Source organism: Chryseobacterium sp. CBSDS_008, assembly GCF_049959325.1.
In the GTDB taxonomy this organism is placed as follows: domain Bacteria; phylum Bacteroidota; class Bacteroidia; order Flavobacteriales; family Weeksellaceae; genus Chryseobacterium.
The window spans coordinates 2,882,270-2,894,592 of sequence record NZ_CP188202.1 but is presented as its reverse complement, the minus strand read 5'-3'; the positions used below and the strand labels follow the sequence as shown (position 1 = coordinate 2,894,592).

Here is a 12,323-nt window from a genome sequence, read left to right as displayed (position 1 = left end):
TTAACATTTTTCCAGCACAACAGCTGCGTTACATCCGCCAAACCCAGAAGCGGTCTTTAGAATATATTTTATTTCTGAAGTTTGGTTTTCTCTGATGATATTCAAAGGCTGGGTTACTCCCATTTCTTCAAAATTCTTTGAGGGAATCAAAGTATTGTGAAGAGCTCCTTCCATAGAAATAATACTTTCCAAAAGTCCAGATGCACCAAGGCAATGCCCGTAATATCCTTTCATACTGTTGAGGGGAATATTCTGAAGATCCATTCTGTTGAAGGCAATGGCTTCCATTTCGTCATTATATAAAGTGGCTGTTCCATGGGCAGAAATAAAATCGATTTGTTCCGGAGAAACATTCGCTTCAGTCATGGCATTTCTGATGCTGGCATACAAACCGTCACCCGTTCTTGAAGGTCCGGAAATGTGATTGGCATCATTGACGGCAGAGTCTCCCAGTACTTTAAACCTGAACTTTTCGTTTTCTGGGATTCTTCCTTCGTCAGAATGACAGCTGGTTATATAGACAGCAGCTGCGGCCTCACCGATATTGATTCCGTCTCTGTTTTTATCATAAGGCTTGCAGGGGCCTGATCCTATAGCCTGAAATGAATTGAATCCTGAAATAACAAATTCAGAAAGTTCATCACCTGCTACCACAAAGGCATCTTTATATCTTCCTGCCTGGATCATATTCTTGGCAACAGAAATGGCCATTACTCCTGAAACACAGGCGTTAGAAACGATGATTGGTTTTGTTTTAAATCCAAAAAAATCGGCAATTTTTTCGGCTAATTTTGATAAATAAACGCCTTCCGGTAATTCAGACTGGTTTTTTAACAGACTGATATTTCCTTTTGTGGTGGAAAGGATAAAGGCTGTATCTTCTGATAGAGTATGTCTTTCAACAAGTGGCTGTAAGCTTAAAAGAAGCATTTTTTCCAGTCTTGTGAAATTATGAATGTCATTCTGAGCGTAGTCGAAGAATCTGTTGAATTCTTCATTCAGTTTATCAGAATCAATCATAGAAGCATAAAAAGCATCCTGACTGTCTATAATTTTATGTAAAGCAACTCCTGATTTTCCTTCCAAAAGAGCGTTCCAGTTGGAATCAACATTGAAGCCCAACGGAGTTACACAATTGTAGTCTGTGATGTAAATTTCCTTATTCATGATAATCCCATTTTATCTTTCCAGTTTTGAAAAAATTCCGGATTGTAAAGGCATAAGCTTCCATTGCTATCAAGAAAAACCTGAATCGTTTCGCCGCTGCATACCAATTGATCTTCCTTATTGAAAAGCTCATATCTGTAGATAAGCTTGGCAGAAATAGAGTTGATAAAAGTAGTTACAATCCTGAAGGTTTCTCCGTATTTTAAAGGAAGAAAATGTTCACAGGTACTTTTTACAATCGGGGTTACATATCCTGCATTCTGAATATCAAGATAAGTAAGGCCGTGCTGGCGGCCGAAAGCTTCCCTTCCGTCTTCAAAATAAACGATGTAATGCCCGTGCCAGACAATTCCCAGTGGATCTGTCTCGTTGAATCGTACCCTTACTTCTTCGGTACAGGTTAATATATTTTCTTTAGACTGCATTTTGTTTCTTTTCGTAAAAAATGGAAATGGCTACGGTGGCAAGATAAAATAAGAACAGTAAGATCAGCTCTTGGGCAACTCCACCAATGCCGCTGTTTCTTAAAATAATATCGTAATAGGCATTCAGTCCCCAGTTCATAGGAGAGAACTTGGCTACGGTCTGCATGAATTCCGGCATTAGAAATACAGGAACCCAGATTCCTCCAATGGCTGCCAGTACAACTACAGACGTTGCTCCAAATGGGGCAGACTGCTCCTGTGTATCAGCAATAGTTCCCAATAAAACCCCAAATCCTATGGCTGCCAATCCTGCAAACAGCGTTACGATAATAAGCTGGGACATCTTTCCGGACACATCAAAAGCCGGAAGATCCATATAAGGGAAAAGATAGATTCCTACGGCAACCATCAGTAAAAACTGAATCATACAGATGATCAGATAGGTAAATGTTTTTCCTAAAATATGTACAAAATACGGAGTAGGACTTATTCTGGCCCTTACACTTGTTCCCTGGCTTTTTTCTTTTACCAGATTGATGGATAAAGGAACTACAATAAAGAAGATGGCAAAAAGAGTCCATGCAGGAACGTTATGCTGAACAGAATTCGGCATGACGTCCATTTTTCCTTTTTTCGGGGTGATCTCTTTAAAGCTGATCAGGTTTTTATTTTCGTCAAGTTTTTCTGTAGTTCCCAGCTGATCCTGGAATGCTTTGTAGATTTTTTTATTCTCAATCTCAAAAACCATTTTATTGACAGAATTCATCACCGAATTTTTAAATCCGGCATTGGTAGCAGGATCGAAGTATAAGTGAATTTCTTTAGCTTTAGGAGCTGCCGTTTTTACTTTTGCAGAATCTCCTTCCAATCCAAAAGAGCTTACAATGGTTTGAACTTTAGAATCAATATTGGAATTTAAATCTTTCGTTAAATTTTCCGGAATGACAATCGCCATCTGATAATCTCCGGAGAATACGGCATCCTGGGCAGATTTTTCATTGAAATTGGTCAGCAGCTGGAATGTTTTGCTGTTTTCCAGTTCCGCTTTTATGTTTTTTGAAACTTCAGATTTGTCCTGATCAATAAAAATGATTGGAATCTTTGATCCTTCAAGGTTTTTAAAGGTAGAATCCTGAATAAGGGTAATGGTTACAATCAGAAGCAGTGGCATCACAAAGATGATGACAATTCCCCCGATATCTCTTTTCAGAAGAAGAATTTCCTTAATAAAGCTTCTCCACAGTTTATACAACAACATCTCTTAGTTCTTTTCCGGTTAATGAAATGAAAACATCTTCAAGGTTTTCTGCACTTGCCACTCTGTTTACCAGTTCTTCAGGTGTTCCTACGGCATGGATTTTTCCATGATCTATAATGGCAATTTTGGTACAGAATTCTTCTGCTTCCGAAAGGTGATGGGAAGTATAAATGATGCAGGTTCCCTGTTTATTTAAATCTAAAAGATAGTCAATGATTGCTTTTTTGGATTGAACATCGACTCCCACAGTGGGTTCATCCAGGAACAAGACCTTAGGATTATGAAGGGTTCCGGCGATGAGGTTGCAGCGGCGTTTCATTCCTCCTGAAAACTGTCCTACCTGCTTGTTTGCAAATTTTGAAAGTCCCATAATTTCCAGGGATTCATCAATTGCTTTTTTAAGCTGGTTATGTTTCAAACCATACAGGCTTCCGAAAAACATCAGGTTTTCTTCCGCCGTAAGCGTTGGGTATAAAGCATATTCCTGAGGGACAATTCCGATAATCTGCCTGATTTTAAATCCATTTGAGTGTGGGGATAAGCCATTGATCGTAAATTGCCCCGAAGTAGGTTTTATCAGACCTGAAAGCATAGAAATTAAAGTAGTTTTCCCTGCTCCGTTAGGCCCGAGAATTCCATAGATTTCGTTCTTTTCGATATTCAAAGAGATATCGTTTACAGAGAAATCTTCAGAATTCTTGTACTTCTTGTATAAGTTTTTGATCTCAATCATGTTTTCCGCCATATCAGATCGCTTTTCTCAGTTTTTTATAGAAAGCTTCTTCCAGATCTGCAATATGCAGCATCGTTTTTGAAAGTTCGTTATAGATATTACTTTTGGAGTTTCTGTTTTTATACACCCTGGCAATATCTACGGCAAAATCCCTCCAAAGGTCACCAATAGAAGTAATTTCTTTTGATAATTCCTTAAGTTCATCATTTTTAAGAATAACAGCCGCTTCCTGAAGAAATGCACCATAAATAAATCTGAACCCTCCACCTCCGGTTCCGATTTCTTCCTGCATTCTGATTAGCTGTCCCAAATAATGGTTAGTTACTTTTGTTCCCTTTTTTTCTGCCCATTTCGGGATACTTTTGGCTACCCATCTCATGGCTTTTACCCCGATAAGCGGTACCGGTGCCAGCATATTTTTGCAGGTATCTTTAATTCCTTTTTTGATGGCTTCTTCAAGATTTACATTTTCAGGAACATAAACAGGGTAATACATATGTCCTTTTGGAGGCAGTGCTCCTTTTGCATATCTTACCTTTTCCAGTTCCGCTTCGGAAAGGGATGTGGTATAATCCATCACCGGATCACTGATCAGGAATTTTCCGTCTTCTTTTCCGTAGACCACAAGATTGTGGGCATTGAAGTGGAATTTATATTCTTCAGGGAAATAGGTAAGGTTGAAAACGCCTACCTGAAGCCCTGTAGGGATATTTTGTTCCAGATTTCTTTCAAGAGCTTTCTGGGCATCTTGAGGATTTGAGAACTTTTCTCTTTTGATTTTAATTCCTAATCTTTTGGCTGCTTTACTGAAAATAGCACCCGGCATCGGACGATAGCTGAAGCCCGGAGCAAAATTCACCTTTAAAAAAGGAAGATAGACAAAAAACAACCCGGAACCGATCCCGAAGATCATAGGCTCACTTAGTTTCAGTCCTTTATTAAGCAGTAGATTAGAAGCAACACCGTTTTCGCAATGCGCAGTCTGATGGTGTTCAAAGTTTAATTTCATTTGCTGATTGTATCTTTTCATTGGTTAAATGAAACGGGCTTTATATTGCCTCATTTCATTTATTTTCCGTTGAAGTTTTTTAATTCATCCACTGAAATTCCGAAAGCTTCGGCATATTTTTTCAGTGCATTTTCGCTTAGTGTATTAAATATTTTGGGTTTGAAATGTCTTTTTACCCTCCATTGCCACATTCCTACGTAGGAAGCAAGAACGCCAATATCCATTTTATTCAGTTCCATAAAGTAAACGATGGGACTTACAGTATGATTGGCAACATTTTGTTTTGCTTCCTCAATTCTCTCATAAATAAGTTCCATAGATTCATCCAACGCAGCTTTCTTGGCATCCCAGCCTGTACTGTTTGCTGTCGTGTAGTTGTCATTCTCATCCGTCACATACAAAACTTCCGTCATGTTGGCGGATTTAAGGTTACTTTCGTCTTGAGGCAGATCTTGTTTTTTCATCTAAATAATGTTGTTTTTTTAGATTCCAGATGAAATAGGGTTCACCTGTTTCTGATTCTTTTAATCAGGTGGCTAAAATAATGAAAATACATCACATGGTGATCGTAATTACGAAAATCCATTACTATTACATTCCAATATGCTGTCAACCTCGGTTGTACTTAAAAATATTAACTGCTGTTAAATTATAAATATTATTTTTTAGTTGCCCTAGTCATCAAAGTTTCACAGATTTGATAATGTTTCACGTGAAATAATTCATCTTATAATGAGTTTTTTGACTTGTATTGCATTGGTTGCCAATTGTTTAATATAGGGTGATAAGTACGTGAACAATTAAAAAAGTAAGCGGTTTTGTTCTAAGGTGGTTATAATCAATTCAATAGGAGCGGGCTGTAATTCTGAGCGGAGACGGAGAGAGCCTGCTTGCAAAAAATAAAAATCAGCCTGCTTTAGTCAAACCTTTATTTTAAACACAAATAGCACAAATGATTACACAAATTTTTCACAAATCCACTTAAGATTACTATTTAGGATAAAAAAAGCTGTACGTTTTGTACAGCTTTCTATTCTATGTTGAATTGATCTTACGACTTTACCTCCTGAATAAACAGGTTGATTTCCGCTCTGATCAATAATTCATCATTGTTAAATGTTTCACAGAAGATGTGGCAGATGTTCTCAAACTGTGAAATAAGTGAAGCTTTGGAAATGATTTTATCATTCACTTTGGGAAGGGCAAAAACTTCAATCTTCTTGATATTGGTGATAAACCCGATTACTTTCGTATCCGCTTCAGGATTTTCAAAGAAGCTTTGCCCGAGGATAGATGAGCAGGTTTGTGCCAGGTTTTCGATAAGGCCGGCTTCTGCAAACTCATGGTTGTGAACAAATATATTATCTTCTTTTATTTCAAAGGAAGTCACTACTTTTTCTTTGGTCAGCTCAAGGATATAGTCTGCCATAAGCATCGGTTCACGATGCGGTAAAAAGTTGTGTATATTGATGATATTCTCTTCCTTTATTTCCATTTTCAGTTTATTTTACAGCGGTTTTCATTTGAGATTTTGCAATCACTTCACCGTTCAGTTTCGTAACGATATCTACCAGAGTTACTCCCATTACTTCATTCAGGATGGTTACCTCGGATTCCAGCTGATCTCCTACTTTAGGCAGCATTTCAGCTTCAAATGATTTGATGGCTCCGATATATCCGGTTGGGGCATCTTTTCCCAGCAGATAATATTTATATCCTGTGTGCAGGGCAACGCTCTGTGCCTGATGCTCGATAAGTCCCGAAGCCTGAAATACTCCGTCCTGGATAAAAAGGTTGTCTTCTTTTATTTCAAAACCTGACAGCAGGTGATTTTCAGAATATTCAGATAATCCATGAACCATCACAAAAGGAAACCGTTGCGGAATAAGGCTTTCCACAAAATCTTTATCGGATGTAGGCAGTCTGTTTTCCATTTAGCAAACGGTTAATAAAGCGCAAGAATAAGCGAATCTTCCACTTTCAGGGACACAAAGAAGTACGTTTTCCCCTTTTTTCAAGGTTCCGGAATTCATCAGTTCTTCAAGGGCGATAAATATAGATCCTGCTCCGATATTTCCTACTTCAGAAAGGTTATAAAACCATTTTTCCGTAGGGAAGTCCATTCCTTTTTTAGCAAATTCTTCTCTCAGTCCGTCTTTAAAATAGCCTGAAGAAATATGAGCCAATACGTGATCAATTTTTTCCGGGTCTAAATTATGCTTGTCAAAAGAAGACCTTAAACTTTCTGCTCCTTTCACAAGGATATATTTATCAAGGATTTTAGTATCCTGCTTGATGGCAAAAATAGATTGCTTCAGCCATTCATCAGAAGGGTAGTCTGCCCATGATTTCAGGCTTCCGTCTTCCAGTTTGTCGCATCCGGCATACATACATGCCTCAATTTCGTGGGCATACGAATAGAAATCAATGAATTCTACTTTTAAAGAAGTGCTGTTTTCTCTCGGTTTATTTTCCAGCAGAAAAGCGCCTGCCCCGTCAGAAAGCATCCATCTCAGGAATTCTCTTTTGAAAGCGACAATAGGTCTCTCTTCGAGCAATTTTAAGTTTTCAGCTTCATGGTTGAATTTATCAGCAGTCATCCAAGCAGACATTCTTTCGGAACCTGCACATACTGCATTTTCCTGTACACCGGCTTTTACGGAAAGGAATCCATAGTTCAGGGCATTCATTCCTGAATTACAAAGACCTGTTGAAGTATTAATCTCAATAGATTTTCCGATGTTCAGCTCACCGTGAACCATAGAAGCGTGAGAAGGCTGGATCTGGTCTGGTGAAGTAGTTCCTACAGATAACAATTTCATATCTTCCTTTTTGAAGTTTTCGTCAAAAAGGCCTTCAATTGCTTTAGCGGTAAGCTGCGCATTAGAGTGGGTAGGGTTTCCTTCCTTATCTAAAGCGTAGTATCTTGTCGTAATTTTATTATTTCTTAGGATAAGTGATTTTGCTTTGGATGGCGCATCATTGATAAGCCCAAGATAAGTCTCCATTTCATCATTCGCTACCGGCTCATTGGGTAAGTATTTTGATGCTTTTGTTATAAATACGTCGTACATTCTATTTTAAATTAATTCCTTGTAAATATCTTTTTTGTTTTTGTCTTTTAAACCAAAATATAGGGGTTGTAAGCAGGTGTAATACCAAAACGACAGGTGAGATAATCCATATCGCTGCCATCAAATATACCTTAAAGAATTTTATCAGCAATGGACGTTTCTCTTTTTTCTTGATAATCAGATTAGACCATACTGTAAAAATTTTGTTTCCCACCTTTTCTACACGTACTAAAAACGGACGGATTTCAATGGCTCCGTTTTTCACAAGATCCGGCTGCAGAGTATTCAGGTCGTTATTACTGAAATGTCTTTCAATAATCTCGCCATATTTTACAGAACCTGTAATTTCTTCATCAGAAATGCCCGCAGCGGGAAGCATTCCAGATTTTTCTTTCCGGCCCGTGGTAAGCCATCTGAGAATGGTCAACACACTGGTGTAATTGTCGTGCCGGTCTACCAATGCGATGTTCCCGACCAGTTTTGCCTGTAAATCTCTTAAATATACCTTTAATTTTTCCTGGGAAAGCATCCACATATTTCTGGTTCCGGAAATAGTAACCACAGGAGTGTCTTTAAGAATGCGCCCGGCGTAATCACTTTTTAGAAATGAAATAATAGGAATGGACGGTGTGAGATACCATACCTGATACCCAAACAGAATAAGGTCATATTTTTTGTTCAGAACTTCTTCGGATGGAGGAAGAAGTTCTTTAGGAATCTGTAGATAAGATTCAGGAAAAGTGTTGAAAAAAACATCACCCGGCCAGGGAAACGGAAAATCTTCTTTCAGCTTAATATTATAATAGGTAACATCGTATTTCTCCTTTTGAGCTTCAAAAGGCCTGGCTATGTTCCTCACAATGTCTTCGAGCTGACCAGTCTGTGAATAATATATGACAAGTATATTTTTCTTCATTAGTTTTCTTTAGGGTTTACAAAAATATGTTTTTCATATTTATTATTCAGTTTTAAATACTTTTATTGATTCAGAACTCCATTTTAGTGTATAATTTTTATTTTCAAACAACGTGTTTTTAGTATTTACAAAAATGACAGTTTCGGGAAGCTCCTGTATATCATTCATTGTAAAGTGATCGTCTGAAATCAGAAGAACATCCATCTTTTTATTCACTTCAGAAAGGTCTTTTATATACTGTATCTTTCTTCTTTTTACCAGATAGCTGTGGGAAGCTATAGCTCTTTTTTCATTATTCCTGATCAGAGAAAAAATTCTTCGGTCGGCTTGGTATAAAGTTAATAAAGCATCTTTCTGTCCGAAATCATCAGCTATATGAAGAATGTTGGCTTCGTTGGCAATATGCTTGTTCAGCTCGAAATATACTGATTTGTTGGTATTAAAATCATTTTTTACTTCTTTTACCATTTCACTGTCTTTATACAGATAGCTCAGGAATAATTTATTTCTAAAATAGTTTTCATCTTCAATTTGTTCTCTCAGTTTCGCAAATTCTTCTCTGAAATAAGCATTGATTTTCTTGGTTCTCTCGGAATAATTTTTCCCAAAACTTATATCATCTTTACTGATCCTGCTGCCTACTTTTACGGTAATGCTTCCGTCGTATATAATGAAATCTCCTTTCGGTAATACTTCAGAATTCCCGTGAATATACAGTGGAAGAATATCCAATCCAAACTGTTCCGCAAGATAAAATGCTCCCTTATGAAATCTTTTTACATCATTAGTATATGAACGTTCTGCTTCAGGGAACACAACAAGGGAATAGCCCTGTTCAATTTTTTCCTTTAATTTTTCCATGCCGTTCTCAATTCCCTGCGAAACAGGATAAAAGCCCAGCGCTCTTACCAGTTTTCCAAAAACAGGAGACTGATATACCCAGTCATTCACCAGATAAATGATTTTGTGGGTGGCCATTGCGATAGCCAGGGTATCAAGGAAAGAAGTGTGGTTAGCAATGATGACAGCGGGTTTGCTGAAGTCCTCGAATGTATTTTTAATGACCTTCTTCTTTACAAATGGATTAGAATAAAGGACAGAAGTTAAAAATCTGGCTAAAATAAGTTTGATAATATCCAGGGTTTTCCCTTTTGAATTTTTCACAAAGAAGCTTCCGAAGGCCGAAAACAGCAGTCCGCCCAACCCATAATATAGGAATGATATTACAGACCATATGAACAATCTGAAGGTAATCGGAGAAAGTCCCTTTTTGGCTCTGTTCGTAATCAGCAGCCTGAACCAGAACGGATACAGGGTAGAGGTAATAATAATCACAGAGAACATTCCTATCAGGGCCACTAATGCTAAAGAATGCAGTGCGGGATGCTTGGCAAAGATCAGAGATCCAATAGAGAGAATAGTGGTGAAAACCGCAAGAATAATAGATGTTCTGTAAGTTGGCAATTCATTTTTGCCTGTGGTATGCTCTTTTTGCATCGCTTGTGTAAGGAAAATGCTGAAATCATCTCCCACTCCAAACACCAGGGTACAGACAACGGTGCTGAAAATATTGAGTTCCAATCCTAAGAAATAAAGAATTCCGGCTGTCACAACACCCGTCAGGACAATAGGGAACATGGTGAGAACCGTTAATTCAAAGTTTCTGAAGAACACAATAATCGTTAAAATGATTGCCAGAAGAGAATAATTGATCAATGTATTGAAGTCTCTTTTCAGCAGTCCAAGAAAATTCTCGTTCATCTGCTGACGGTCAATGGCAAGAGCATCATGTTTCTTTTCTATATCTTTAATGAAGGTGTCCCGTTTATTTTCGTCCACTTTTACAACATTGGAAACGGTGTAAAAACCATTTTCGCTGCTCATGAATTCTGAAATCTGAAGAGCCTTTACTTTTTCATAATCTTTAAGCGATAATGAAGAATAATTTTTATGCAGGGCTTCATTGAAACTGTCAAAAGCCGAGCTGTTGAATCCGAATTTATTTCCGTTGCTAACCAGCTCAGAAATGGCCTGATCCTTCTTTTGGGTATTCCAGAAACGGTTCCATTCCTCAATTTTTTTCTGCTGGTCCTTTTCTGAAAGGACGACACTTCCGATAGAATTATAGCTTAAAATCTTACCCTCTTTCTTCTCATTTTCAAGAAAGCTGCTTAATTCAGAATTTCTGGTTAATGCTTCTTCTTCAGAATTTCCATAAGAAATAGTATAAATAGATTTTGAAGTGATGTCGGAAAGCTTCTGCAATTTTGCTTCACTGATTTTCAGTTCTTTCGGGATATAATTCAGCTCCCCGATATCTTCATTAAAACCTACATGCCTGAATCCAAACAGGCAGGCCAGAATGATAATGGAGCACCCAATAATAAGGGGTTTGTTTTTCTCGTACGGATAAGATCCGATCTTGTCAATAAAGTTGGTGTTGAGATGTTCTCCCTTTTCTTTTGGTTTATAAAGCTGAGGAACTATGATTAATGCTGTGATCGAAGAAAGAATAACAGTAATGGCAGCAAAAAGACCCAGGTCCTTCAATGCTTCAGAACGTACAAAAACCAAGCACAGAAATGAAACGGCTGTTGTTGCACTACTCAATATAATCGGTTGGGTAATCTCTTTGTAAAGCTCTTCAATATTATTATTATGCTTGTAATGTGTAAGGATATGCAGGGCGTAATCAATGGTAATCCCGATCAGAATGGCCCCCACGCTTAATGAAATTGCTGAAATTTTATCTTTAATAAAATAAAGAACCAGGAGTGCAAGCAGTACTGAAAATACAGTAGGCAGAAACACGATAATGGGAGTAAAGAAATTCCTGAAGTAATAGATCAGCAGAATCAGCAGGACGGTCATCGAAATAACTACCGTATTCTGGATGTCTTTTTTGATCTGCTTCGCATTGGCCACAGCAATCACCGGCGAACCGAAATAGCTGATTTCTGTTTTCCCCCTGAACTGTTTGTTGATTCCGTCTTTGATAGAATTAAGCTGATCTACAAATGCTTCATTGGCTTTCGTATCATTGCTTTTGTTTTTAGGATCAATAAAAAGCAGGAGGTTTTTACCGTCTTTGGTTACAATATAGCTGTCTTCGAGTTTGAAGTCTTTACTGATGTTTAAAGCATTTAATTTTTTAATACCTAGAAAAGTTAGTCCCAAAGGATCCTTTTTAATAAACTCTTTAGTGACAAGGCTCGTTGGGGAAACCAGTGAGATGTAATTGTTTTCTACCTGTTTTGCAATGCTGTCTTTCTGAAGCTTTCGGTCAATTTCCTTATAATCATTCTCATTAAGGAACAAGGGTAAATTCTGACTGACGAAATCAAAAGTTTCGGAAATCTCATTATCGTTCACTTTGCCCTGAACAGAACCAATATATTTTTGCAGAGGTTCCAGTTTTTTTAGAAAACTATCTGCCGTTTCAGAAAGCAGGAAGCTGTCTTCACCGGATCTGTTCTCTATAATAACAATAATTTTATCCGAAAAATTAAGCTGCTTAAGAACTTTTGCGGTGAGATCCGACTTTTCATTTTTAGGAATAATCTGATTGATATCTTCCTCAAAATTGATCTTTGACGCAAAGAAAATGCACAGGACGGCAATTCCCACGGCTGTCAGGACCGATAGGATCTTATTTTTGGAAATCAGATAATATAAAAATATAAAAAAGCGATGCATTGCATTTAAATCAAGTCTGCAAATTTAATTTTTTAAGCATTAGTT

General features: G+C 37.6%; 11 protein-coding genes. All 11 read right to left on the bottom strand.

Annotation, left to right across the window (positions count from 1 at the left end):
- On the bottom strand, nt 1–1,167 hold the full coding sequence (locus ACP3T3_RS13020; RefSeq protein WP_426476278.1) for a beta-ketoacyl synthase N-terminal-like domain-containing protein: 1,167 nt from the start codon (nt 1,165–1,167) through the stop codon (nt 1–3).
- Nucleotides 1,164–1,592, bottom strand: a complete 429-nt coding sequence (locus tag ACP3T3_RS13015; RefSeq protein ID WP_426476277.1) for an acyl-CoA thioesterase — start codon at nt 1,590–1,592, stop codon at nt 1,164–1,166. Before ACP3T3_RS13015 ends, ACP3T3_RS13020 begins: the two co-directional genes overlap by 4 nt.
- Nucleotides 1,582–2,850: an ABC transporter permease gene (locus ACP3T3_RS13010; protein WP_426476276.1), complete on the bottom strand. Its 1,269-nt coding sequence runs from the start codon at nt 2,848–2,850 to the stop codon at nt 1,582–1,584. The genes ACP3T3_RS13015 and ACP3T3_RS13010 overlap by 11 nt, the downstream gene beginning before the upstream one ends.
- On the bottom strand, nt 2,837–3,595 hold the full coding sequence (locus ACP3T3_RS13005) for an ABC transporter ATP-binding protein (RefSeq protein WP_426476275.1): 759 nt from the start codon (nt 3,593–3,595) through the stop codon (nt 2,837–2,839). Before ACP3T3_RS13005 ends, ACP3T3_RS13010 begins: the two co-directional genes overlap by 14 nt.
- A gap of 1 nt (nt 3,596) precedes the next feature.
- Nucleotides 3,597–4,592 (bottom strand): BtrH N-terminal domain-containing protein, encoded by a 996-nt coding sequence (locus ACP3T3_RS13000; RefSeq protein WP_079244002.1) that lies wholly within the window; start codon nt 4,590–4,592, stop codon nt 3,597–3,599.
- A gap of 59 nt (nt 4,593–4,651) precedes the next feature.
- Complete coding sequence (locus tag ACP3T3_RS12995; RefSeq protein WP_426476274.1) at nt 4,652–5,056, bottom strand: hypothetical protein; 405 nt, start codon at nt 5,054–5,056, stop codon at nt 4,652–4,654.
- Between the two features lie 587 nt (nt 5,057–5,643).
- Nucleotides 5,644–6,087, bottom strand: coding sequence for an ABC transporter permease (locus tag ACP3T3_RS12990; RefSeq protein WP_426476273.1), 444 nt, complete (start codon nt 6,085–6,087; stop codon nt 5,644–5,646).
- Nucleotides 6,088–6,094: 7 nt separating this feature from the next.
- Entirely contained in the window at nt 6,095–6,526 is a 432-nt protein-coding gene (locus tag ACP3T3_RS12985) for a hypothetical protein (RefSeq protein ID WP_426476272.1), read from the bottom strand.
- A complete protein-coding gene (locus tag ACP3T3_RS12980) occupies nt 6,527–7,666 on the bottom strand; it encodes a beta-ketoacyl-ACP synthase III (RefSeq protein ID WP_426476271.1) in 1,140 nt (379 codons plus the stop codon). It lies immediately after the preceding gene.
- 1 nt (nt 7,667) lies between these two features.
- Nucleotides 7,668–8,582, bottom strand: a complete 915-nt coding sequence (locus ACP3T3_RS12975) for a dialkylrecorsinol condensing enzyme DarA (protein ID WP_426476270.1) — start codon at nt 8,580–8,582, stop codon at nt 7,668–7,670.
- A 42-nt stretch (nt 8,583–8,624) separates the two neighbouring features.
- Entirely contained in the window at nt 8,625–12,278 is a 3,654-nt protein-coding gene (locus ACP3T3_RS12970) for an MMPL family transporter (RefSeq protein ID WP_426476269.1), read from the bottom strand.
- Nucleotides 12,279–12,323: the final 45 nt, after the last annotated feature.

Excerpts from the sequence above, each read along its gene's own strand:
- ACP3T3_RS13020 (WP_426476278.1), bottom strand. The coding sequence starts at position 1,167 with ATGAATAAGGAAATTTACATCACAGACTACAATTGTGTAACTCCGTTG.
- ACP3T3_RS13015 (WP_426476277.1), bottom strand. The coding sequence starts at position 1,592 with ATGCAGTCTAAAGAAAATATATTAACCTGTACCGAAGAAGTAAGGGTA.
- ACP3T3_RS13010 (WP_426476276.1), bottom strand. The coding sequence starts at position 2,850 with ATGTTGTTGTATAAACTGTGGAGAAGCTTTATTAAGGAAATTCTTCTT.
- ACP3T3_RS13005 (WP_426476275.1), bottom strand. The coding sequence starts at position 3,595 with ATGGCGGAAAACATGATTGAGATCAAAAACTTATACAAGAAGTACAAG.
- ACP3T3_RS13000 (WP_079244002.1), bottom strand. The coding sequence starts at position 4,592 with ATGAAATTAAACTTTGAACACCATCAGACTGCGCATTGCGAAAACGGT.
- ACP3T3_RS12995 (WP_426476274.1), bottom strand. The coding sequence starts at position 5,056 with ATGAAAAAACAAGATCTGCCTCAAGACGAAAGTAACCTTAAATCCGCC.
- ACP3T3_RS12990 (WP_426476273.1), bottom strand. The coding sequence starts at position 6,087 with ATGGAAATAAAGGAAGAGAATATCATCAATATACACAACTTTTTACCG.
- ACP3T3_RS12985 (WP_426476272.1), bottom strand. The coding sequence starts at position 6,526 with ATGGAAAACAGACTGCCTACATCCGATAAAGATTTTGTGGAAAGCCTT.
- ACP3T3_RS12980 (WP_426476271.1), bottom strand. The coding sequence starts at position 7,666 with ATGTACGACGTATTTATAACAAAAGCATCAAAATACTTACCCAATGAG.
- ACP3T3_RS12975 (WP_426476270.1), bottom strand. The coding sequence starts at position 8,582 with ATGAAGAAAAATATACTTGTCATATATTATTCACAGACTGGTCAGCTC.
- ACP3T3_RS12970 (WP_426476269.1), bottom strand. The coding sequence starts at position 12,278 with ATGCATCGCTTTTTTATATTTTTATATTATCTGATTTCCAAAAATAAG.